The sequence below is a fragment of the Promicromonospora sp. MEB111 genome, from assembly GCF_030209445.1.
GTDB lineage: Bacteria > Actinomycetota > Actinomycetes > Actinomycetales > Cellulomonadaceae > Promicromonospora.
This window is the reverse complement of the sequence record NZ_JARVSD010000010.1, coordinates 60,012-81,068: the sequence shown is the minus strand read 5'-3', so window position 1 is coordinate 81,068 and position 21,057 is coordinate 60,012. Positions and strand designations below refer to the sequence as shown.

Here is a 21,057-nt window from a genome sequence, read left to right as displayed (position 1 = left end):
AGGCCCGTCCGGGCCGACCGGGACCTCAGGGCGCCCGGGCCTCAGAGCGCCCGGAGCCGCGGCAGCACGTCCTCGCCGAACTGCGTGAGGAAGCGCTCCTGGTCGTGGCCGGGGCCGTGCACCACGAGGTGGTTGAGCCCGGCGTCGACGTAGGGCTTGATCATCGCGACGGCCTCGTCGGGGTCGGACGCGACGATCCAGCGCTTGGCGACCTGCTCGATCGGCAGCTCGTCCGCGAGCTGCTCCATCTCGGTGGCCGACGTGACGCTGTGCTTCTGCTCCGGCGTGAGCGACAGCGGCGCCCAGAACCGGGTGTTCTCCAGCGCGGCGGCGGGGTCGCGGTCGTAGGAGATCTTGATCTCGATCATCTTGTCGACCTGCGCGGCGTCGCGCTCCGCCTTGGCCGCGCCCTCGGCGACCGCGGGCAGCAGCTTCTCCGTGTACAGGTCCATGCCCTTGCCGGAGGTGCAGATGAAGCCGTCGCCCGCGCGGCCCGCGTACTTCGCCACGAGCGGCCCGCCGGCCGCGATGTACACGGGCACGGGGTTCTCGGGACGGTCGTAGATGTTGGCGCCGACCAGCTCGTAGTAGTCGCCCTTGAAGTCCACGGACTCCTCGGTCCACAGGGCCCGCATGAGCTGCACGGCCTCGCGCAGGCGCGCGAACCGCTCCTTGAACTCGGGCCACTCCATCCCGGAGACGGCCGTCTCGTTGAGGGCCTCGCCCGTGCCGACGCCGAGGATGACCCGGTTCTCGGTGAGCAGGGCCAGCGTGGCGAACTGCTGCGCGATCACCGCGGGGTTGTACCGGAACGTGGGGGTCAGCACGCTCGTGCCCAGCTGGATGCGGGAGGTGCGCTCCCCCGCGGCGGCGAGCCAGGCGAGGGCTGACGGCGCGTGTCCCCCCTCGTGCCGCCACGGCAGGAAGTGGTCGGAGACCATCGCGCTGTCCAGTCCCACCTCCTCGGCGCGTACTGCGAGCTCAACCAGCTCGCGCGGCCCGAACTGCTCGGCGGACGCCTTGTACCCGATCTTCAGAGTCACGGTTGCGACCCTACGCCGCATCGCCCGCGTGCGAGCCCGGTCGTCGCGCACATCACATCCGTGCTGCTCAGGGCAGAAGAACCCGACGGACCCGACGGCACGGTCACCGCAACGCCCGGTACGTCCGGCTCGTCAGCTCGTGGTCCAGGTGCGGCTCCAGCCACCCGCTGGTCTCCACCACCCGCGGCAGGGACACCCCCGTGGTGATCCCCAGCCCGTCCAGCATCCACAGCAGGTCCTCCGTGGCGAGGTTGCCCGTGGCCGACTCCGCGTACGGGCACCCGCCCAGGCCCCCTGCCGACGTGTCGAACGTCGTCACCCCGTGCCGCAGCGCGGCCGCGACATTGCCCAGCGCCTGCCCGTAGGTGTCGTGGGCGTGCAGGGCCAGCACGTCGTCGGGCAGTCCGGCGGCGTTCAGCGCGTCCAGCAGCGCGACGACGTGCCCCGGCGTCCCGACGCCGATCGTGTCGCCCAGGGAGAGCTGCTCCGCGCCCAGGTCCATCAGGCGCCGGGCCGCGGTGACCACCTGCTCCAGCGGCACGTCGCCCTCCCACGGGTCGCCGAAGCACATCGAGACGTACGCCCGCACCCGCATCCCCGCGGCGCGCGCCCGCGTCATGACCGGCTCGAACATCGCGTACTGCTCGTCCAGGGACCGGTTCAGGTTCCGGCGCGCGAACGAGTCGGTGGCGCTGGCGAAGACCGCGATGTGCCGCAGCCCCAGGTCGTAGGCGCGCTCCAGGCCGCGCTCGTTCGGCACGAGCACCGGCAGGTCGCGGGCGCGGTCGCCGAGCCGGTCCACCAGCGCGCCCAGCACCTCGGCGGCGTCGGCGAGCTGCGGCACCCAGCGCGGGTGCACCAGGCTCGTGGCCTCCACGTACGGCAGGCCGGCGTCGAGCAGCCGCTCGACCAGGTCGATCTTCACCGCGGTGGGGACCACCGCCTTCTCGTTCTGCAGCCCGTCGCGCGGGCCCACCTCGTAGACGGTCACGCGGTCCGGCAGGGCCGGGTCGCGCACCACCTGCGGACGGCGGTACTCCCGGTGCGCCTGGTCAGGCATCGGCCACCTCCATGACGAACAGCACCTGCCGCGCCGCGACCTGCTCCCCGGCAGCGGCGCGGACCCGCACCACACCGTCGGACGGCGCCACGAGCGCCACCTCCATCTTCATCGCCTCCAGCACGCCGAGCGCCTGCCCGGCGGTCACCACCTCGCCGTCGCGCACCTCGACCCGGGCCAGGGCGCCGGGCATCGCGGCCACCACGACGCCGTCGGACAGGTCGGCCTCTGCCGCCCGGGAGCCGCCCGGCCGGGCGAACCGGAAGGTGTGCCCCCGCGTGCTCACCTCCACGGACCGCGGCCGCACGTCCACCACGAACCGGGCGGTCACGCCGTCCAGCTCCAGCAGCGTCGCGCCGTCCCCGGCACCCTCCACGGCACCACCCACGGCCCGGCACGACGTCGGCGGCTCGCCGTCGCGCCGCACCTCGCCCCGGGCGACGCTCACGCGCAGCACCGCGTCGTCGAGCTCGACCCACGTGTCCGCGGGCGGGCCGCCGAGCCGCCAGCCGTCGCCGCCGCCCTGCGCCGCGGCGGAGGCCACCGCCCAGGCGGCCGCCACGAGCGCGGGTCCCGGGTCCGGCGCGGGCAGCGGGTGGGTGTCCAGCCAGGCGGTGTGCACCTCGCCGTCGCGGAACGCGCCGGAGTCCGCGAGCGCCCGCACGAACCCGGTGTTGGTGACCAGGCCGCCGATCGCCGTGTCGTCGAGGGCGTCGACGAGGGCGTGCCGGGCGGCCTCGCGGTCGGGGCCGCGCGCGATGATCTTGCCGACCATGGGGTCGTAGGCGGCGGGGACGACGGTGCCGTCCTCCAGCCCGGCCTCGACGCGTACGGTGGTCGGGCCGGTCGAGACGGGCCAGCGCACGCGGGTGGCGGTGCCGGCCTGCGGCAGGAACCCGCCGAACGCGTCCTCGGCGTAGATCCGGGCCTCGATGGCGTGCCCGGTGACGGTGACGTCGTCCTGCGTGAAGCCGAGCGGTTCGCCGGCGGCGACGCGGAGCTGCTGCTCGACGAGGTCGATCCGTTCGCCGCGGACGCGCACGACCTCCTCGGTGACGGGGTGCTCGACCTGGAGCCGGGTGTTCATCTCGAGGAACCAGGCGCCTTCGATGCCCTGGCGGGTGTCGACCAGGAACTCGGCGGTGCCGGCGCCGGTGTAGCCGACCTCGCGGGCCAGGTTCACGGCCCACAGGTGCAGCGCGTCGCGCACGGCCGGGTCGAGGTCGGGTGCGGGGGCTTCTTCCAGCACCTTCTGGTGGCGGCGCTGGGCGGAGCAGTCGCGTTCGTGCAGGTGGAGCACGTTCCCGTGCTCGTCGGCGAGGATCTGCACCTCGACGTGCCGGCCGTGCTCGACGTACCGCTCCAGCAGCAGCGTGTCGTCGCCGAACGCCGCGGCGGCCTCGCGGCCGGCGGCTGCGATGGCGGCGGCGAGCTCGTCCTCGCCGCGCACGACGCGCATGCCCTTGCCCCCGCCGCCGGCGGCGGCCTTGACCAGGAGCGGGTAGGTGCGGCTCCCCTGCATGGCGAACCATCCGCCGCCGCTGACGTTCCCGAGCGACCCCAGGACCGGCACGCCCGCCTTCCGGGCGATCTCGCGCGCGGTGTCCTTGCGGGCCATGGCGTCCATCGCAGCCGGCGGCGGTCCCACCCAGGTGAGCCCGGCGCCGAGGACGGCGCGGGCGAACTCGGCCTGCTCGGACAGGAACCCGTAGCCGGGGTGGACGGCGTCGGCGCCGGTCTCCTTCGCGGCGGCGAGCAGCGCGGGGATCGACAGGTAGGACTCGGCGGCCGGGGTGGGGCCGATGCGGACGGCGACGTCGGCGGCGCGGGTGTGCGGGGCGCCGGTGTCGGCGTCGGAGTGGACGGCGACGGTGCGCAGCCCGAGCCGGCGGGCGGTGCGGATGATCCGCAGGGCGATCTCGCCGCGGTTGGCGATGAGCAGCGTGTGCATCGTCATCACATCCGGAAGATGCCGTAGGAGGGTTCGGGGATCGGGGCGCCGGCCGTGGCGGCCAGGCCGAGGGCCAGGACGCGGCGGGTGTCGGCGGGGTCGATCACGCCGTCGTCCCACAGGCGCGCCGTGGCGTAGTAGGGGTTGCCCTGGGTCTCGTACTGGGCGCGGATCGGGGCCTTGAACCCCTCGACGTCTTCCGTGGGGGCGTCGGCGAGGTCCTTGCGGACGGTGGCCAGGACGGAGGCCGCCTGCTCGCCGCCCATCACGGAGATGCGGGCGCCGGGCCACATCCACAGGAACCGGGGGTCGTAGGCGCGGCCGCTCATGCCGTAGTTGCCGGCGCCGAACGAGCCGCCGAGCACGACGGTGAACCGGGGCACGGAGGTGCAGGCCACGGCCGTGACGAGCTTGGCGCCGTCCTTGGCGATGCCCCGGTGCTCGTACTCCTTGCCGACCATGAACCCGGCGATGTTCTGCAGGAACACCAGCGGGATGCGCCGCTGGTCGCAGAGCTGCACGAAGTGCGCGCCCTTCAGGGCGGACTCCGAGAACAGGATGCCGTTGTTGGCCACGATCCCGACCTGGTAGCCGTCGATCCGCGCGAACCCGCACACGAGCGTCTCGCCGTAGCGGGCCTTGAACTCGGCGAGCTGGGAGCCGTCGACGATCCGCCGGATCACGTCGCGCACGTCGTACGGGGTGCGCGGGTCGGCGGGCACGTCGTAGAGCCCGTCGGGGTCCAGCTCGGGCTCCTCGGGCGGCACGCGGTCCAGCACCGGGGCGGCGGCCGGGGTGGTGGCGATGATCTCGCGCACGATGCGCAGGGCGTGGGCGTCGTCGTCGGCCAGGTGGTCCGCGACGCCGGAGGTGGTGGTGTGCACCACGCCGCCGCCCAGCTCCTCGGCCGTCACCACCTCGCCCGTGGCGGCCTGCACCAGGGGCGGGCCGCCGAGGAAGATCGTGCCCTGGTCCCGCACGATGACGGCCTCGTCGCTCATCGCGGGCACGTACGCGCCGCCCGCGGTGCAGGACCCCATGACGGCGGCGACCTGCGGGATGCCCCGGGCGGACAGGTTGGCCTGGTTGTAGAAGATGCGCCCGAAGTGCTCCCGGTCGGGGAACACCTCGTCCTGCATGGGCAGGTAGGCGCCGCCGGAGTCCACGAGGTAGACGCACGGCAGGTGGTTCTCGGCCGCGACCTGCTGCGCGCGCAGGTGCTTCTTGACCGTGACCGGGTAGTACGTGCCGCCCTTGACGGTCGCGTCGTTGGCGACGACGACGCACTGCCGCCCCGCGATGCGCCCGATCCCGGTGACGATGCCCGCGCTGGGCACCGCCCACTCGCCCCCGTACATGTCGTAGGCCGCCAGGGCCCCGATCTCCAGGAACGCCGCTCCCGGGTCGAGCAGCCGGTCCACCCGGTCGCGGGCGAGCAGCTTGCCGCGCCCGGTGTGGCGGGCGCGCGCCTCGGGCGAGCCGCCCTGGCGCACGCGCGCCAGCCGCTCGCGCAGCTGCGCGGTCAGGGTGCGCAGATCCGGTCCAACGCCGACGTCGGTGGTCATGTGCCGCAGCATAGCCCGCTGGTTAATGATCGTTAACCCCTCGTTCCGGCAGGTCGCTCCTAGACTGCTCCGGTGACCCCGCGCAGGCAGCAGATCCTGAGCACGGCGGCCGACCTGTTCGCCGCCCGTGGCTTCCACGGCGTCTCCATGGGAGACATCGGCGCGGCCGTCGGTGTGTCCGGCCCCGCCCTCTACAAGCACTTCGCGGGCAAGGAGGACATCCTCGGCCAGTGCCTCCTGCACGCCTCCGACCAGCTCCTGGCAGGGGCGCGGGAGCTGCTGTCCGACGACGGCGTGCCCGCCGCCGGACCGCACGAACCGAGCGAACCCGACGGCGCCCTCGCCGCCCTGATCGCCCGGCACGCCGACTTCGCGCTCGACAACCCCGCCCTCATCGTGATCCAGGAACGGGAGTGGGGCGCGCTGGGCGCCGACGCCCGCGCGCAGGTGCGGGAGCACCAGCTCGCGTACATCGACGTCTGGACCGACGCGCTGCGCCCCCTGCGCCCCGACCTCGGCGGCACCGAGGCCCGGGCCGCCGTGCAGGCCGCCTTCGGCCTGCTCAACTCGACGCCGCACAGCGCGCGCATCGGACGCGCGGCCATGCGGGCCCTCCTGACCCGCATGGCACGCGCCGCCCTGCTCACTCCACCGGCAGGCCCAGCCCTCGCGCGATGAGCATGCGCTGCAGCTCGGACGTCCCCTCGCCGATCTCCAGCACCTTCGCGTCCCGGTAGAAGCGGGCGATCGGCCCGTCCTCCATGACGCCGTAGCCGCCGAAGACCTGCGCCGCGATGCGCGTGGCCGTCACGGCGGACTCCGTGGCGTAGAGCTTGGCGACCGAGGAGGCCCGCCGGAACTCGTCGAGCGGCGCCCCCGAGTCCTTCAGCGCGGCGGCCCGGTAGGTGAGCGCACGGCTCGCCTGGAGCATGACCTCGACGTCGGCGATCTGGAACGCGACGCCCTGCTTGCGGCCGATCGGCCCGCCGAACGTGGGGCGCACGCCGGCGTGCTCGACCGCGAGCTCCAGCATGGCCTGGATGCAGCCGGTCGCGAGCGCCGCGACGGCCACCCGCCCCGTGTTCAGGCAGATCATGAGCTGCTTGAACCCGTTGCCGCGCTCCCCCAGGAGGTTGGCCTCGGGCACGCGCACGTCCTCGAACCGCAGCGCGTGGGTGTCGCAGGAGCGCCAGCTCATCTTGTCGTGCAGGGGTTCGACGACGTACCCCGGGGTGTCGGTGGGAACGATGATGGCGCTGAGCTCCGGGCTGCCGTCCGGCCGGGTGCCGGTGCGCGCCGCGACGGTGCAGACGCTGGTGATGGGCGTGCCGGAGTTGGTGATGAACTGCTTGGCGCCGTTGACGACCCACTGGCCGTCGCGCAGCTCGGCGGTGGTGGTCATGGCGTTGGCGTCGCTGCCCGCGCCGGGTTCGGTCAGGCCGAACGCGCCCAGCCGCCGTCCGGCGACCAGGTCGGGCAGCCAGGTCTTCTTCTGCTCCTCGGTGCCGTAGCCCAGCAGCGTGCCGACGCCGAGGCCGACGCCGGCCCCGAGCGTGATACCGACGGACTGGTCCACGCGGCCGATCTCCTCGACGGCGATGCAGAGCCCGGTGAGCCCGAGCCCGGACCCTCCGTACTCCTCCGGGGCGGTCAGGCCGAACAGGCCCAGCTCTCCCATCTGGTGCACCACCTCGACGGGCAGGCGACTCTCCCTGTCCCATCGGGCGATGTGGGGCGCGATCTCGCGGTCGGCGTAGTCACGTACCGCGTCCCGGAGCTTGGTGAGCTCCGGGTTCTCTGGTGGGGTATGCATGTTGCGCATGTCACAGAGGTTAACCACCATTAACCTCACAGCGCCAGGCCCCACCCGGAGGACTTCTCGATGACCACCCCCAGTCAGGTCGCCTACGACGTCGTAGCGCTCGACCGACCCGACGCGCCGCCCGTCCCGTACGCCCGGATCACGCTCGACGCGCCCCGGCGGCGCAACGCCCTGTCCCTCGCCCTGCTGGACGAGCTGCGGGCCGCCCTGGACCGCGCCGCGCACGACGACGTGCGCGCCGTCGTGCTGGCGGCCAGCGGCAGCGCGTTCTGCTCGGGGGCCGACCTCACCGAGGCCCTGGCCCAGGGCATGACCGTCTCCGCGCGCCGGCTCGCCGACGTGCTGCGCGACCTGCTGGCCCTGCCCAAGCCCGTCGTGGCGCGCGTGCACGGGCCGGTGCGGGCCGGCGGGATCGGGCTGGTCGCCGCGTGCGACGTCGCCGTCAGCGCCGACCAGATCACCTACGCCTTCACCGAGGCCCGCCTCGCGCTCGCGCCCGCCGTCATCTCGCTCGCGGTGCTGCCGCGGATGACGCCGCGCGCGGCGTCGCACGCGTTCCTCACCGGGGCGCCGTTCACCGCGGCCGAGGCCGCGGCCTGGGGCCTGGTGACCAGCACGGTCCCGCTCGCCGACCTCGACACGGAGGTCGACGCCGTGCTGGCCGGCCTCGCGGCGGGCGACCCGCAGGGGCTGGCCGCCACCAAGGAGCTGCTCAACGCGGACACCCTGGCCCGCTTCGACACGCACGTGGACCACGCCGTGGCGCTCTCGGCGGAGCTGTTCGGCTCCGAGCGCGCCCGGGCGGCGATGGAGCGGCTGCTGGCCCGCTGACCGGATGAGGCCTGAGGGGGCGAGGGCTGATTGGATGGGGGCGTGGCCACCCGGATCTCCCAGCGCAACGCACGCTTCCAGCAGCTCCAGACTCTCGTGACGAACCGCAACAAGCGGCACCGCGCCGGCGAGTTCCTGGTGCAGGGCGTGCGGCCCGTCAGCATGGCCGTCGAGCACGGCTGGGAGGTGCGCGCCCTGCTGTACGACGCCGAGCGCCGGCTCTCGCAGTGGGCCCGGGACCTGCTCGCGGCCCACCCGCACACCGAGCACGTCAAGATGGCGCCCGACCTGCTGGCGGAGCTCGCGGAGAAGGAGGACCCCGAGCTGCTCGCCGTGCTGGCGATGCGGCCCGACGACCTCGATCGCATCGAGGCCGGCCCGGACTTCCTCGGGGTCGTGTTCGACCGGCCCACCCAGCCGGGCAACATCGGCGCGATCGTGCGGTCGGCCGACGCGTTCGGCGCTCACGGCGTGATCACCACGGGACACGCCGCCGACGCCTACGACCCCAAGTCCGTGCGGGCGAGCACGGGGTCCTTCTTCGCGACACCGGTCGTGCGGGCCCCCTCCACGGCGGAGGTCATGGACTGGGTCCAGCAGCGCCGCGCGGCCGGCCTGCCCGTGGTCGTGGTGGCCACGGACGAGCACGGCGACGCCGACGTCTCCGCCTACGACCTCACCCAGCCGGTGCTGCTGCTGGTCGGCAACGAGACCACGGGCCTGACCCAGGCGTGGCGCGACGCCGCCGACGTGACGCTGGGCATCCCGATGACGGGCTCGGCGAGCTCGCTCAACGCCGCGAACGCGGCCACGGTCGTGCTGTACGAGGCCCGGCGCCAGCGGCTCGCCGCCCGCTGACGCCGGACCGCGACGCCGTTCGTCAGAGCTCGATCGAGAGCATCCGCGAGCCCGTCGTGCGCACGTAGCCCAGGCTCGCGTACAGGCCGTGGGCCCCGCTCGGGTTGGCCGTGTCGACGTCGAGCACCGCGTACTGCATGCCCTCGGCCGCGAAGGCCCGCATCCCGGCCGCCAGCGCCGCGAGCGCCGCCTTGCGGCCGCGGTAGGCGCGGCGCGCGCCGAGGATGTCGGTGTAGCCGAACGTGTAGCCGCGCACCTCGAAGTCCTCGGTGTACCGGCCCGCGAGCTCGTAGCCCACCACGAGCGGCTCGCCGGCCCGCAGCGCGGCGGCGGTGTCGGGGTCGGTGTCGGGCGAGGCGAGCAGGGCGTCGACGTCGGGGGCGTCGTCGAGCACGAGGAACGACCACTCCGGGGCGAAGCCGGCCCGCTGGGCCCACTGCTCGCGGGTCTGCGGCTGGCTGCCCCAGTGGTCGCGGAACGCGTCGTTGTGCGCCAGGCGGGCGGCCTCGGCCAGGTCCTCGGACCACGGCACCAGGCGCAGCGAGCCGGTCAGCTCGACGTCGGGCACCGGCGGCACGTCGGGGCCGGTCAGGGGCCGCGCCAGGTCGGAGTAGTACCGGCGCGTCTCGAGGCCGGCCCGCTCGTAGAGGCGCACCTTGGTGGCGGGCGAGTTGTCCTCGGCGAACACGGCGACGCGGGCGGGCACGTCCTTGCCCGACGCCGCGAGCTTCTGCCGGGCGCGCCCGGTCTCCCAGGCGAAGAGCTGCCGGCCGATGCCCTCGCCGCGCCGGTCGGGGTGCACGCCGCCCCAGCAGAAGGTGCGCACCTCGGTCACGTCACCGGGCGGGCTGTCCACCAGCGCCCAGGCCACGAGCGCCCCGTCTCCGTCGAACCCGAGCAGGGAGTCGGCGGCCATGTCGCGCCAGGCGCCGTCGAACAGCTCGTCGATCTCCTCGGCGGTCTCGACGTACGGCTCGGCGTCGGCGCGGGCGATGTGGTTGCGCAGGGCGAGCCACACGGGCACGTCATCGCGGGTGGCGGGGCGCCAGGTCAGGCCGCCCGCCGTGGGCAGGGTCAGGGTCGCCGGGGCGGCGGCCCGCTCCGCGATCGGGGCGAGGGCGGCCGGCGCGGGGCCTTCGGTCTCGGTGGTCATGGTGCGTCCTTCAGGTTCGGTGTGGTTCAGAGCTCGATGGCGTACAGGGTCGAGCCGTCGCTCTTGGCGTAGCCCAGCCGGGCGTACAGGGCGGGCGCGCCCGTGGGGTTGTCGGTGTCGACGTCGAGCTCGGCGTGCTGCATGCCGTCGCCCGCGTAGACGCGCATGGCGTGCGTGAGCAGGGCGACGCCGATGCGGCGGCCGCGGTAGGCGCGGCGCACGCCCAGCAGGTCGGTGTAGCCGGCGGTGTAGCCCTGCGTCGCCCAGTCGTGCTCGTGCCGCCCGGCGCGGTGCAGCCCCACGACGTACGGGGTTCCGGGCGCGACCGTCGTGTCCCCCGGCTGCTCGTGCTCGGAGCCCGGGTAGCGCACGGACTCGTCGACCACGAGGAACGACCAGTGCGGCGCGAACGAGCTGCGGTGCGCCCGCCAGGACTCGGGTGTGCGCGGCTGGCTGCCCCAGTGGTCCCGGAACGCGTCGTTGCGGGCCAGCCGGGCGGCGTCCTCCAGGGCGTCGGTCCACGGCACCAGGCGCAGCGGGGGTTCGAGGCCGACGGCCGGCACGGGCGCGCTCAGGTCGCGCAGCAGGTTGGCGTAGTAGCGCACGGGCTCGAATCCGCCCGCGCGCAGCAGGTCGCGCCGCCCGGCCGGGTCGGTGTCCACGAGGTCCACGGCGATCCGCGCGGGCAGCCCGGCCAGCCGCGGGTCGCCGTCGTGGGCCGCGAGCGCCTGCCGCGCGCGGCCCACGGCCCAGGCGAACAGCTCGGTGCCGATGCCCTCGCCGCGGCGGCTCGGGTGCACGCCACCGAGGAGCCAGGCCCGCAGGACGGTGGCGCCCTCGGTGGGGAACTGCTCGGCGTAGGCGTACGCGAGCGGCGTGCCGTCGGCGTCGAGGCCGAGGAGCGTGTCCGCCGGGTCGTACGCGGGGGCGTCGAGGCTCTCGGCGACCTCGTCGGCCGGCGTGAACCAGTCGCGGCCGTCGGCCTCCTGGACGGCGCGCACGAGCTCTGCCAGCGCGGGCACGTCCGCCCGCGTCCAGGGACGCCAGGTGAGGCCGCCCGCGGTCGGGTGCGTCAGGACGGCCGGCGCGGCGGCGCGGTCGGCGATGGTGGCGCGCACGGGTGACATGCCGCCACGCTAGGCGACCCGGGCGCCGTCTTCCACGGGATTTGCGGTCGCCGACGCGGGATGCGCGCTCGCGGACGCGAGGAGGGCCAGCTTGCCGGCGTCGTCGGACCCGCTGTCGGGGTGGTAGACGACGAGCATCAGGTGCTCGGCGCCGCCGATACCGAGCCGTTCCCGGTTCACGGTCAGCTCCCCGACCTGCGGGTGGTCGATCCGCAGCGGGGTGCCGCGCTGCCCGCGCACCTCGTGGCGCGCCCAGAGGTCGCGGAACCTCGCGCTGGCGGAGAGCTGCCCGACGAGCTCGACGAACCGCGGGTCGTCCAAGTCGGTGCCCGCCGACTGCCGCAGGCTGGCCACGAAGCACTCGGTGACGTTCTCCCACTCCGGGTAGAGCGCCTGGGCGGACGGGTCGAGGAACAGGTCGCGGAGCTGGTTGCCGCCCACGTCCAGGCGCGGGTCGACCGCGCGGGCCAGGGCGTTCGAGGCCACGACGTCGAAGTACCGGCCCTCGACGAACGCCGGCTGCACCAGGGAGTCCAGGAGCTTGCGCGCGCCGTCGGGCAGGGTCTCCTCGCCACGCCCGCGCTGCCGGGCACGCTGCCCGGGGGCGTCGGCGACGAGCGTCAGCAGGTGGGCGAAGTGGTCGTCGTCGAGGTGGAGCACGCGGGCGAGGGACTCCAGCACCTGCACCGACGGGTTGCGGTCGCGCCCACGCTCCAGGCGCAGGTAGTAGTCGGCGCTGATGCCCGCGAGCATCGCGACCTCCTCGCGGCGCAGCCCTGGCACGCGCCGGGTGCCCGCCTCCGGGAGGCCCGCCTGCCGGGGCGTGACCAGCTCGCGCCGGGCACGCAGGTACGCGCCCAGCGGGTTGGTCTGCTCGCGGAGAGGGGGTCCTGCCGCACCCCTGTCCCAGGAGGGCTCTGGTTCGCCGGTGTGACCGCTCATAGCGTTCCCAACGGCCCGGTCGGGCCGCATATTTCGGAAGGAACACGGATGACCGTCACGCTGATCACCGGTGCCAACAAGGGCATCGGCTACGAGACCGCCCGGCAGCTCCTGGAGCGGGGCCACGACGTCTGGCTCGGCGCCCGCGACGCCGAGCGGGGTGCGCGGGCCGCCGCGACGCTGGGTGCCAGGTTCGTCCAGCTCGACGTGACCGACGACGCGTCGGTCGCCGCCGCGCTGGCGACGATCGACGCGGCCGAGGGCCGGCTCGACGTCCTGGTGCACAACGCGGGCGTCCTGGACACCACGCTGGACGGCCCCACCGCGCTGCGGTCCTTCGACACCAACGCGGTGGGGATCGTGCGCGTCACCGAGGCGGCGCTCCCCCTGCTGCGCCGGTCCGCGAGCCCGAACGTGGTGACCGTCTCCAGCAGCGCCGGCTCGTTCTGGGCCGTGACCCACCCCGAGCGGCCGGAGCACGGCCTGCCGATCGCCCTGTACGCGGCGTCCAAGGCGGCGGCCACCATGCTGACCGTCCAGTACGCCAAGGCGCATCCCGGCATCCGGTTCAACGCCCTGGAGCCCGGCACCACCGCCACCGACATGACCGCGTCGTTCGGCATCGGCCGGTCGCCCGCCGAGTCCGCCGCCGTCGTCGTGCGACTGGCGACCCTCGGCGCGGACGGGCCGACCGGGACCCTCCAGGACGAGAACGGGCCGCTGCCGTTCTAGACACCCCGGGCGCTCAGGCCAGGTCCGCGAGCTCCTTCTCGAACCGGGTGCGCAGCGCCGCCTTCTCGGCGGGCGGCAGCCACGCGGCCTCGACGCCGGCCAGCGCCATGGTGCGCAGCCGGTCGTCGGGCACCGCGAGGTCGTCGGCCAGGATGCGGTACTCGCCGGCCAGGGTCGTGGGGAACATGCCCGGGTCGTCGGACGCCGGGATCACGTTGAGCCCCGCGTCCAGCATCGCGGCGATGGAGGCCCGCCGCCACGGCCGCCACGAGCGGCGCGACGTCGTGGAGATCACCGTGAACGGCACCTGCTCGTCGCGCACGCGCGCCACGACGTCGTCGTCCTGCAGGACGAAGTAGCCGTGGTCGATGCGGTCGCAGCCGAGCACGTCCAGGCAGGTGATGGTGTTGACCGCGACCGGGGCGTGCTCGGAGGAGTGCGCCGTGCGGCCGAGACCCGCCTCGCCGGCGAGCCGGTAGGCCGCCGCGAACCGCTCCGGCGGGCCCGCCGTCTCCAGGTTGTCCAGGCCGATCCCCGCGACGTACTCGTGCGGGTGGTCGACGACGGTGCGCACGCGCTCCAGCGCGTCCTCGCCGGAGCCGGACCGGTCGATCGCGGCGATCAGCCGGCCCGACATGCCGAAGTCGCGCTCGGCCATCCGGATGCCCTCGGCGTACGCCTCGACCGACCCGAGGTAGCCGAGGGCGGCCAGGTGCTCGGGCACGGCGTCGAACGACACCTCGAGGTGGCGCGTCGCGCTCGTGCGGTGCGCCGCCTCGAAGGCCTCGTAGGTGATCCGGGTCAGGTCGTCGGCGTCGCGCAGCACCTGCGTGACCCAGCGGGAGGCCTGGAACAGCGAGTACGAGACCTCCGGCTCGTCGGCGCCACGGCCCTGCGGCACCGGGATGCGGGTGTCGCGGTACAGGTCGGGGTCCGGCGGCAGGGAGTTGATGTCCGCGTAGACGCGCTCGGGCTCGGCGGGCAGGTCGAGGCCCTCCCGCCGGGCCAGCTCGGCGAACGTGCTGGCCCGGACGGTGCCGATGAGGTGGCAGTGCAGGTCGACCTTGGGCATGCGGTCCAGGGTCGTGTGGTTCGTGTGCGTCATGGTGTCGGGCCCGGTCAGCCGGCCGTCACCTCACGGGCGAACCGGTCCACCCACTCGCCGCGCGTGGGCACGAGCTCCGCCGGGTCGAGCGTCGAGTAGCCGGCCGCGACCGGGTCGGCCGCGATGTCGCCCACGACGGCCGCGATGGAGTCCGGCACGGTCGCGGAGGGGTTGACCGGCAGGTCGCCCACGAGCTCGGCGGACTTCGTCTGCGCCTCGGCCGAGAGCAGGTAGTCGATGAACTGGTGCGCGCCGTCCACGTTCGGGGCGCCGGCCGGGATCATGGCGCGGTTGGTGGCCATGTACCGTCCGGTGGCGGGCGGCGTCCACGCGTAGGGCTCACCCGAGGCGACCAGGTCGGTCGCGAAGCCGCTCAGGGAGTCGGCGGCGACGATCTCGCCCTGTGTCAGCAGGTTCGTCACCTCGGTGGACGACGAGTAGAACTGCAGGATCCCGGGGGCCCAGCCGCCGAGGGTGTCCAGCGCGGTGTCGATGTCGTACGGCCCGTCACCGTAGGTCTCCCCCACGCCCGAGACCATGAGCTGCCCGGCCGTGACCGAGATGTCCGGCAGCGCGAGGCGGCCCGCGAGCTGGTCGTCCCCGTACAGGTCCCACTGCGCGGCCTCCTGCGCCGACAGCGCCTCGGTCGAGTAGATGGTCCCGTTGAGCTGGTAGCTGTAGGCGGGACCGGCATAGCCGTCCTCGAGCGCGAAGTCGGCCACCTCGTCCAGGGACGGCACCTTCGCGGCGTCGACCTCCTGGAACAGGTCGCTCTCCTGGCCGAGCGCGGCGTAGTAGTCCGAGATCAGCATGACGTCGATGCCGGAGTCGTCGCCCGCCACCTGGAGCTGCGAGAGCCGGTCGGCGTTCGAGCCGGTCTCCACCTCGACCTTGATCCCGGTCTCGGCGGTGAACGGGTCGATGACCGCCTCCTGGAACTCCTCCACGCCGAACGGGAACGTGGAGACGACGATCGTGTCCTCGGCCGCGGCGTCGTCCCCGGCGGAGCAGCCGGAGACCAGCAGGGCGGTGGCCGCGAGGCCGGAGGCGAGGGCCGCGGCGCGGCGGGCAGGCACAGCGTGGGTCATGACAGTCCTTCGGTTGCGGGTTCGGCGGTCAGGAGGGCCAGGCGCGCCCGGGGCGCGAGCAGGCGGACGCGGTCGCCGGCCGACGGCGCCGGCCCGGTCGCGGCGTCGGAGTGGTCGGACCGGTGGTCGGCCCTGTGGTCGGCGACGAGGCGCACGGGCGCGCCGGCCGGGTCGGTGGCGTCGAGGGTCACGAGCAGGTCGACGCCGCGATAGGCGACGTCGACCACGACGGCGTCGAGTACGACGCCGCCGTCCGCCGCCCCGTCCAGGGGCGCGTCCGCGGGGACGATCCGCAGGTGCTCGGGGCGGACGGCGGCCTCGCGGCCGTCGGCCAGCGTCAGGAAGTTCTCGTAGCCGAGGAACTCGGCGACGAACCGGTCGGCCGGCGCGGGAAAGACGTCGCGGGGCGCGCCGGTCTGCACGACCTTGCCGGCGCGCATGAGCACCATCTCGTCGGACATCTCCAGGGCCTCGTCCTGGTCGTGCGTCACGAGCACGACGGTCAGCCCGGTCTCCGACTGGATGCGGCGGATCTCGGCGCGCATCTGCACGCGCAGCCGCGCGTCCAGGTTGGACAGCGGCTCGTCGAGCAGCAGCAGGCGCGGGCGGATGGCGATGGCGCGGGCGAGCGCGACACGCTGCTGCTGGCCGCCGGAGAGCTGCTTGGGCCTGCGGTCGCCCAGGTGCCCCAGGCCCACGAGCTCCAGGGCCTCCCCGGCCCGGCGCCGCCGCTCGGGCGCGGGCACCTTGCGCATCGTCAGGCCGTAGGCCACGTTGTCGGCGACCGTCAGGTGCGGGAACAGCGCGTAGGACTGGAAGACCATGCCCAGGTCGCGCTTCTCCGGCGGGGTGCGGGTCGCGTCCTGGCCGTCGATCAGGATGCGGCCCGACGTCGGCGAGGCGTACCCGGCGAGCATGCGCAGCGTCGTCGTCTTGCCGCAGCCGCTGGGGCCCAGCAGCGTGGTCAGGCGGCCGCGCGGGATCCGCAGGTCGATCGAGTCGACGGCGGTGAAGCTGCCGAACCGCTGGGAGACGCCGACGAGCTCGGCGGCGGGGGTGGTCATCGGTTGATTCCTCCGAAGATCTTGGCGAAGCCGACCGTGCGCTCGGCGACGACGGCCACCACGACGGTCGCGGCCAGCACGAGGGTGGACGCGGCGGCGACCATCGGGTCGTAGCTCTGCTGGACGTAGTCGAGCATCGTGACGGGCAGCGTCCGGAAGTCGCGGGTCTGCAGCAGCAGCGACAGCGGCACGTTGTTGAACGAGGTGACGAAGCCGAGCAGGCCCGCCGAGATGAGGCCCGGGCGCAGCATCGGGAGCGTCACGGTGACGAACGCGCGCAACGGCGAGGCGCCCAGGCCGCGCGCCGCCTCCTCCAGGGCCGGATCGGCCAGCGCCAGGGACGCCCCGGTGACGCGCACGGCGTAGGGCAGCAGCAGCGCCGTGTGGCCCAGCAGCAGGGTGGTGAAGTTGTCCAGGTGCAGGCCGATCATGAGCTGCTGGTACAGCGCGAGGCCCACCACCAGCTCCGGCACCACGAGCGGCGACAGGAACAGGCCCTCCAGCAGTCCCTTGCCCGGGATCCGGCCGCGGTGGATCGCGAGCGTGACCGGCACGCCCAGCACCAGGGCCAGCGCGGTGGCGAGCACCGCGAGCTCCAGGCTGGAGACCACGGCCTCCGTGAACGGCGAGTACGCCACCGCCTCGCCGAACCACTTCAGCGAGAGTCCCTCGGGCGGGAAGCGCAGCGTGCTGCCGGCGGTGAACGCCGTGGCCACGACGAACAGGATGGGCACGATCATGATCACGTAGCCCGCCACGGCGAGCGTGCCGGCCACGGGGTGGCGCAGCCGCAGGGAGCGGCCCGCTCCCTGGTTCAGGGTCTGGCCGGTCATGAGGTGGCTCCCTTCCGGCCCACCAGGGCCGAGATCCCGGAGACCAGGAAGACCAGCACCGTCATCACGATCGCCGTGGCCGACGCCGCCGCCCAGTCGACCGTGACGCTCGCGTAGGAGAAGAGCTGGGTCGAGAGCATGCGCTGGCTGGACCCGCCGAGCAGGTACGGCGTGGTGTACGCGGTCACGGAGCCGGCGAACACGAGCGTGGCCGCGACCACGATGCCGGGCAGCGAGAGCGGCACCAGGATGGTCCAGAAGGACCGGGTGCGGCTGGCGCCCAGGCCCCGGGCCGCCTCGTCGAGGCCGGGATCGACCTGCGCGACGGCGGAGTAGCAGGTGATGACGGCCAGCGGCAGGAAGAGCTGGACCAGGCCCAGCACGATCGCCAGCTCGGTGTACAGGAGCTGGGGCGCCTTCTCCACGATGCCCAGGCCCGTCAGGAGCTGGCCGATGACGCCGTTCGAGCCGAGCACCACGAGCCAGCCGAAGGTGCGCACCACGTTGCTCAGCAGCAGCGGGAAGATCGCCAGCGCGAGCAGCACGCCCGCCCACCGGGACTGCGACCGGGCCAGCAGCGAGGCGATCGGGAACCCGAGCACCACGCACAGGGCGGTGACGATCAGGCCGATGCGCACGGTGCGCCAGATGATCCCGAGGTCGTAGGGGTCGGTGAGCATCGCGCCCATGCGCTCGATCACCTGGGCGAACGTCACGCCGGGCGGGGCGAAGAGCATCGCGACCGCCGGCAGCAGGAAGCCGACGAGCAGGAACGCCAGCCCCGGCAGGAGCAGCAGAAGTGTGGAACGTGCTCGCACGAGCCGTCTTTCGTTGATGGAACCGGTTCCATCGGACCCTAAGGCATGTGTGGCCGTGCTCCTGTAATCCCGCGTTAACTTCCTGTTACGCGCACGGGCAGAGTGGGCGGAAACGGTTGCATCGGCCGTCTAGAGTGTGCGCAACGACCAAGGAGGTACGGTGCCTGATCTGTCCGACGTCGCCGCGGTGGCCGGCGTCTCCAAGGCGACCGCGTCGCGCGCGCTGAACGGAAGCGGCCTGGTGGCCCCCGAGACCGCGGTGCGCGTGGTGGCCGCGGCCGCCCGGCTCGGCTACGTGCCCAACCGCGCGGCCCGCGAGCTCGCCCGTGGGCGTACCGGCATCATCGCCATCGTCGTCCCCACCCTGGACAACACCTTCTTCACCCCGATCATCGCCGGCGCCCAGGCGCGCGCCGAGGAGGCGGGCCTCCAGCTCACGGTGGCGGTGCACGCCCTGGACTCCGCGGACGCCGTCGAGCGGCTGTCCCGGCAGGTCGACGGGTTCCTCGTCGTCGCGCCGCGCGGCACCGACACGCTCGTGGCCGGGGTCGGCGCGACCAAGCCCGCCGTCCTGGTGGACCGCGAGATCGACGGGATGACGTCGGTCGTGGCCGACACCGCCACGGCCTTCGGCGCCCTGACCACCCGGCTGGCCGCCGAGGGACATCCGCGCATCGTCTACGTGGGCGGCCCCGAGGGGTCCTGGCAGGACCGGCAGCGCACCGCCGCCGTGCGGGACGCCGCGCAGCGGGCCGGCGCCGAGCTCACCGTGCTCGGCCCGCGCCCGGCCACGTTCGTCGCGGGCGTCGAGGTGACGCCGTCGGTGCTGGAGACCGGCGCCACCGCCGTCGTGCCGTACGCGACGTCCATCGGGCTGGGGCTGCTGCTGGCGCTGGGCACGCGCGGCGTCGAGGTGCCGCGCGACCTGGTGGTGAGCACGGAGCCCACGGTCATCGAGGCGCTCGGCCTGGAGCACACGCCCGCCATCGACGTGGACGGCGAGGAGCTGGGCCGCACCGCGATGGACCTGCTGGCGCGGCAGCTCGACGGACAGGACGAGCCGGGACGGCAGGTGCGGCTCCCGGTGCCCGTGCGGGGCTGACGCCGGGTGCCCGGCGCCCGGTACCCGGGCCCGGGCGCGCGCTCAGCGCAGCACGATCACGAGCTGGGTGAGCAGCGGCGCCACCACGAGGGCCGGCAGCAGGTCGCCGACCGGGATCTGCTTGAGGTGCAGCAGCCGCAGCCCGATACCCACCAGCATGAGACCGCCCGTGGCCGTGAGCGCGGCGATGTGCGCGTCGGGCAGCACGGACCCGAGCAGCACCCCGGCCAGCGTGACGAGACCCTGGACCACACCGACCGACACCGCGGAGAGCAGCACCCCGACGCCGAACGACGACGCGAACGCCAGCGCCGCGAAACCGTCGAGCACCGACTTGAGCAGGAGCTGGTCGATGCCGCGGCCCAGCCCGTCGGACAGCGACCCCAGGATCGCGAGCGGCCCGACGCAGAACAGCAGCGACGCGGTGAGCCAGCCCTCGATGAAGCGCTCGCGCGCCGCGTGGTCCTGGCCGGTCTCGGTCGCGTCGATCAGCACGGGACGGTGCGAGGCGCGCCGGCCGCTCGAGCGCCGGGCGTCGGTGCGCCGGGCCAGCCAGCCCTGGATGGTGCCGGCCAGTCCCTCCAGGCGGTCCTCGATCCGCAGCAGCGAGCCGGCGATGCCGCCGATCAGCAGGGAGCCGAGCACGATCAGCACGGGCGCGCCCGAGCCCGTGGCGGCGACGAACGCGGCGTCGGTGACCGCGACCGCCGACAGCGCGGCGACCAGCAGGGTCACGAGGCCGAGGATGTCGGTCACCACCGCGTGGGTGCGCTGGGGAAGCCGGTGCCCCACCGCCATGCCGAGCAGCGACCCGACGACGATCGTCCCGACGTTGACGAGAGTGCCCAGGCCCGGGAAGTCGACGTTCACCGAGCGAGCCTACTGCGGCGCGCGGCGTCGACGGTCGCCGCGGCAGGCACACCGCCCGGGGAGAGTGCCTTCACGGCGGGGAAGGTAACGAGCACGTAGCAGTGCTACCTCTCCGTTACCCCTCCGACCGAGTAGGCCTTGCCCCCCACCCGCCGCGACGGCACGACCGCGACGCGCGCTCAGTGCACCGAGAAGCCGCCGTCCACGAACAGCGAGTGGCCCGTGACATAGCCCGAGGCCGCGCTGGCGAGGAAGACGGCGGCGCCCGCGAAGTCCTCGGGCACGCCGTTGCGGCCGACGGTGGTGCGGGCGGCGAGGGCCGTGACCTTCTCGGCGTCGTCCTGCAGGTGCTGGTTCAGGGGCGTGAGGACGAACCCGGGCACGAGGGTGTTGGCGGTGACGCCGCGCGCGGACCAGGCCTCGGACTGGGAGCGGGCGAGCGACTCGAGGGCGCCCTTGGAGACGCCGTAGACACCGCTGTCGACGAACGACCGGTGGGCCTGCTGCGAGGAGATGTGGATGAGGCGGCCGAAGCCGCGGGCTGCCATGCCGGGCGCGAACCGCTGCCCGAGCATGAACGGCGCCTCCAGGTTGACCGTCATGGTGACCTCCCAGGTCTCCTGGTCGACCTGGCCGAGGTGGGGGCGCAGGTTGATGCCCGCGCTGTTGACGAGGATGTCGGGCTCCCCGGTGGCCGCGACGATCCCGTCGGCGGCGGCGCGGATGCCGTCGCGGCTGGAGAGGTCGGCGACGACGGTCTCCACGGCGCAGCCCCGTTCGCGCAGGCTGGCGGCGACCTCGTCGAGCCGGTCGGCGCCGCGCGCCAGGAGCACGGTGCGCGCCCCGGCCTGCGCGAGCGCCTCGGCGATGGCCCTTCCGATGCCGGAGCTGCCGCCGGTCACCACGGCGGTGCGGCCCTCCAGGGAGAACAAGGAGTCCAGGTAGTCGTGCGTCGTCATGGCGGGGACGATACTCGCGGCGAGACCGCCTGCCGGGCACGCACGGCGTCGTCGTCCGGCCAAGGCTTACGCTGCCCGGGTGACCGCGCTGCCCGCCGCCCTGCCCACGCTCGCCGAGCGTTCCGCCGCCCTGC

General features: G+C 74.0%; 20 protein-coding genes. 5 read left to right on the top strand and 15 right to left on the bottom strand.

Annotated features, from left to right (window positions below; translation table 11 throughout):
* Positions 1–41 precede the first annotated feature (41 nt).
* The 4 genes from fgd to QRN56_RS12160 all read right to left on the bottom strand — a co-directional run bounded on the left by fgd (position 42) and on the right by QRN56_RS12160 (position 5,619).
* Positions 42–1,043, bottom strand: a complete 1,002-nt coding sequence (fgd, locus tag QRN56_RS12175) for a glucose-6-phosphate dehydrogenase (coenzyme-F420) (protein ID WP_285103548.1) — start codon at positions 1,041–1,043, stop codon at positions 42–44.
* 103 nt (positions 1,044–1,146) lie between these two features.
* Positions 1,147–2,103 carry a hydroxymethylglutaryl-CoA lyase gene (locus QRN56_RS12170; RefSeq protein ID WP_285103546.1) on the bottom strand — a complete coding sequence of 319 codons (957 nt, stop codon included), beginning with the start codon at positions 2,101–2,103 and terminating at the stop codon, positions 1,147–1,149.
* Entirely contained in the window at positions 2,096–4,060 is a 1,965-nt protein-coding gene (locus QRN56_RS12165; RefSeq protein ID WP_285103544.1) for an ATP-binding protein, read from the bottom strand. Before QRN56_RS12165 ends, QRN56_RS12170 begins: the two co-directional genes overlap by 8 nt.
* The gene (locus QRN56_RS12160; RefSeq protein WP_285103543.1) at positions 4,060–5,619 is read right to left on the bottom strand and encodes a carboxyl transferase domain-containing protein; all 1,560 of its coding nucleotides are present in this window, start codon (positions 5,617–5,619) and stop codon (positions 4,060–4,062) included. The genes QRN56_RS12165 and QRN56_RS12160 overlap by 1 nt, the downstream gene beginning before the upstream one ends.
* A 72-nt stretch (positions 5,620–5,691) precedes the next feature.
* Here QRN56_RS12160 and QRN56_RS12155 point away from each other — a divergent pair, with 72 nt between their 5' ends.
* Positions 5,692–6,297, top strand: coding sequence for a TetR/AcrR family transcriptional regulator (locus tag QRN56_RS12155; protein WP_285103541.1), 606 nt, complete (start codon positions 5,692–5,694; stop codon positions 6,295–6,297).
* Here QRN56_RS12155 and QRN56_RS12150 read toward each other — a convergent pair.
* On the bottom strand, positions 6,263–7,441 hold the full coding sequence (locus tag QRN56_RS12150; protein WP_285103539.1) for an acyl-CoA dehydrogenase family protein: 1,179 nt from the start codon (positions 7,439–7,441) through the stop codon (positions 6,263–6,265). The two genes, QRN56_RS12155 and QRN56_RS12150, sit on opposite strands and share 35 nt — an antisense overlap.
* 60 nt (positions 7,442–7,501) lie before the next feature.
* Here QRN56_RS12150 and QRN56_RS12145 point away from each other — a divergent pair, with 60 nt between their 5' ends.
* Positions 7,502–8,272 carry an enoyl-CoA hydratase-related protein gene (locus QRN56_RS12145; RefSeq protein WP_285103537.1) on the top strand — a complete coding sequence of 257 codons (771 nt, stop codon included), beginning with the start codon at positions 7,502–7,504 and terminating at the stop codon, positions 8,270–8,272.
* A 42-nt stretch (positions 8,273–8,314) separates the two neighbouring features.
* A complete protein-coding gene (locus QRN56_RS12140) occupies positions 8,315–9,130 on the top strand; it encodes a TrmH family RNA methyltransferase (protein ID WP_285103535.1) in 816 nt (271 codons plus the stop codon).
* Positions 9,131–9,152: 22 nt separating this feature from the next.
* Here QRN56_RS12140 and QRN56_RS12135 read toward each other — a convergent pair whose 3' ends face one another.
* Genes QRN56_RS12135 through QRN56_RS12125 form a run of 3 tightly spaced genes read right to left on the bottom strand, consistent with a single transcriptional unit; the run spans position 9,153 to position 12,352 of the window.
* Positions 9,153–10,283: a GNAT family N-acetyltransferase gene (locus QRN56_RS12135; RefSeq protein WP_285103533.1), complete on the bottom strand. Its 1,131-nt coding sequence runs from the start codon at positions 10,281–10,283 to the stop codon at positions 9,153–9,155.
* 26 nt (positions 10,284–10,309) lie between these two features.
* Positions 10,310–11,410 carry a GNAT family N-acetyltransferase gene (locus tag QRN56_RS12130; protein WP_285103531.1) on the bottom strand — a complete coding sequence of 367 codons (1,101 nt, stop codon included), beginning with the start codon at positions 11,408–11,410 and terminating at the stop codon, positions 10,310–10,312.
* 9 nt (positions 11,411–11,419) lie between these two features.
* A complete protein-coding gene (locus QRN56_RS12125; RefSeq protein WP_285103529.1) occupies positions 11,420–12,352 on the bottom strand; it encodes a helix-turn-helix domain-containing protein in 933 nt (310 codons plus the stop codon).
* Between the two features lie 48 nt (positions 12,353–12,400).
* Here QRN56_RS12125 and QRN56_RS12120 point away from each other — a divergent pair, with 48 nt between their 5' ends.
* The gene (locus QRN56_RS12120) at positions 12,401–13,084 is read left to right on the top strand and encodes an SDR family NAD(P)-dependent oxidoreductase (protein WP_285103528.1); all 684 of its coding nucleotides are present in this window, start codon (positions 12,401–12,403) and stop codon (positions 13,082–13,084) included.
* A 13-nt stretch (positions 13,085–13,097) separates the two neighbouring features.
* Here the strand turns inward: QRN56_RS12120 and QRN56_RS12115 are convergent, their stop codons facing one another.
* Genes QRN56_RS12115 through QRN56_RS12095 form a run of 5 tightly spaced genes read right to left on the bottom strand, consistent with a single transcriptional unit; the run spans position 13,098 to position 17,992 of the window.
* Entirely contained in the window at positions 13,098–14,156 is a 1,059-nt protein-coding gene (locus QRN56_RS12115) for an adenosine deaminase family protein (protein WP_285103527.1), read from the bottom strand.
* Positions 14,157–14,203: 47 nt separating this feature from the next.
* Positions 14,204–15,277: an extracellular solute-binding protein gene (locus tag QRN56_RS12110; protein WP_285103525.1), complete on the bottom strand. Its 1,074-nt coding sequence runs from the start codon at positions 15,275–15,277 to the stop codon at positions 14,204–14,206.
* On the bottom strand, positions 15,274–16,341 hold the full coding sequence (locus QRN56_RS12105) for an ABC transporter ATP-binding protein (RefSeq protein WP_285103524.1): 1,068 nt from the start codon (positions 16,339–16,341) through the stop codon (positions 15,274–15,276). The genes QRN56_RS12110 and QRN56_RS12105 overlap by 4 nt, the downstream gene beginning before the upstream one ends.
* On the bottom strand, positions 16,338–17,174 hold the full coding sequence (locus tag QRN56_RS12100; protein ID WP_285103523.1) for an ABC transporter permease: 837 nt from the start codon (positions 17,172–17,174) through the stop codon (positions 16,338–16,340). Before QRN56_RS12100 ends, QRN56_RS12105 begins: the two co-directional genes overlap by 4 nt.
* Entirely contained in the window at positions 17,171–17,992 is an 822-nt protein-coding gene (locus QRN56_RS12095) for an ABC transporter permease (protein WP_020014489.1), read from the bottom strand. Before QRN56_RS12095 ends, QRN56_RS12100 begins: the two co-directional genes overlap by 4 nt.
* Positions 17,993–18,152: 160 nt before the next feature.
* Here QRN56_RS12095 and QRN56_RS12090 point away from each other — a divergent pair, with 160 nt between their 5' ends.
* On the top strand, positions 18,153–19,094 hold the full coding sequence (locus QRN56_RS12090; protein ID WP_285103521.1) for a LacI family DNA-binding transcriptional regulator: 942 nt from the start codon (positions 18,153–18,155) through the stop codon (positions 19,092–19,094).
* A 42-nt stretch (positions 19,095–19,136) separates the two neighbouring features.
* Here the strand turns inward: QRN56_RS12090 and QRN56_RS12085 are convergent, their stop codons facing one another.
* Together QRN56_RS12085 and QRN56_RS12080 are read right to left on the bottom strand one after the other, a co-directional pair.
* Complete coding sequence (locus QRN56_RS12085) at positions 19,137–19,964, bottom strand: DUF554 domain-containing protein (protein WP_285103519.1); 828 nt, start codon at positions 19,962–19,964, stop codon at positions 19,137–19,139.
* Between the two features lie 179 nt (positions 19,965–20,143).
* A complete protein-coding gene (locus QRN56_RS12080; protein ID WP_285103517.1) occupies positions 20,144–20,923 on the bottom strand; it encodes an SDR family NAD(P)-dependent oxidoreductase in 780 nt (259 codons plus the stop codon).
* Between the last annotated feature and the right edge of the window lie 134 nt (positions 20,924–21,057).

What these genes read in the sequence shown, in the direction of transcription:
- QRN56_RS12165 (WP_285103544.1), bottom strand. Translation starts at nt 4,060, where the DNA reads ATGACGATGCACACGCTGCTCATCGCCAACCGCGGCGAGATCGCCCTG.
- QRN56_RS12170 (WP_285103546.1), bottom strand. Translation starts at nt 2,103, where the DNA reads ATGCCTGACCAGGCGCACCGGGAGTACCGCCGTCCGCAGGTGGTGCGC.
- QRN56_RS12120 (WP_285103528.1), top strand. Translation starts at nt 12,401, where the DNA reads ATGACCGTCACGCTGATCACCGGTGCCAACAAGGGCATCGGCTACGAG.
- QRN56_RS12135 (WP_285103533.1), bottom strand. Translation starts at nt 10,283, where the DNA reads ATGACCACCGAGACCGAAGGCCCCGCGCCGGCCGCCCTCGCCCCGATC.
- QRN56_RS12105 (WP_285103524.1), bottom strand. Translation starts at nt 16,341, where the DNA reads ATGACCACCCCCGCCGCCGAGCTCGTCGGCGTCTCCCAGCGGTTCGGC.
- QRN56_RS12160 (WP_285103543.1), bottom strand. Translation starts at nt 5,619, where the DNA reads ATGACCACCGACGTCGGCGTTGGACCGGATCTGCGCACCCTGACCGCG.
- QRN56_RS12145 (WP_285103537.1), top strand. Translation starts at nt 7,502, where the DNA reads ATGACCACCCCCAGTCAGGTCGCCTACGACGTCGTAGCGCTCGACCGA.
- QRN56_RS12150 (WP_285103539.1), bottom strand. Translation starts at nt 7,441, where the DNA reads ATGCGCAACATGCATACCCCACCAGAGAACCCGGAGCTCACCAAGCTC.
- QRN56_RS12115 (WP_285103527.1), bottom strand. Translation starts at nt 14,156, where the DNA reads ATGCCCAAGGTCGACCTGCACTGCCACCTCATCGGCACCGTCCGGGCC.
- QRN56_RS12080 (WP_285103517.1), bottom strand. Translation starts at nt 20,923, where the DNA reads ATGACGACGCACGACTACCTGGACTCCTTGTTCTCCCTGGAGGGCCGC.
- QRN56_RS12110 (WP_285103525.1), bottom strand. Translation starts at nt 15,277, where the DNA reads ATGACCCACGCTGTGCCTGCCCGCCGCGCCGCGGCCCTCGCCTCCGGC.
- QRN56_RS12125 (WP_285103529.1), bottom strand. Translation starts at nt 12,352, where the DNA reads ATGAGCGGTCACACCGGCGAACCAGAGCCCTCCTGGGACAGGGGTGCG.
- QRN56_RS12100 (WP_285103523.1), bottom strand. Translation starts at nt 17,174, where the DNA reads ATGACCGGCCAGACCCTGAACCAGGGAGCGGGCCGCTCCCTGCGGCTG.
- QRN56_RS12130 (WP_285103531.1), bottom strand. Translation starts at nt 11,410, where the DNA reads ATGTCACCCGTGCGCGCCACCATCGCCGACCGCGCCGCCGCGCCGGCC.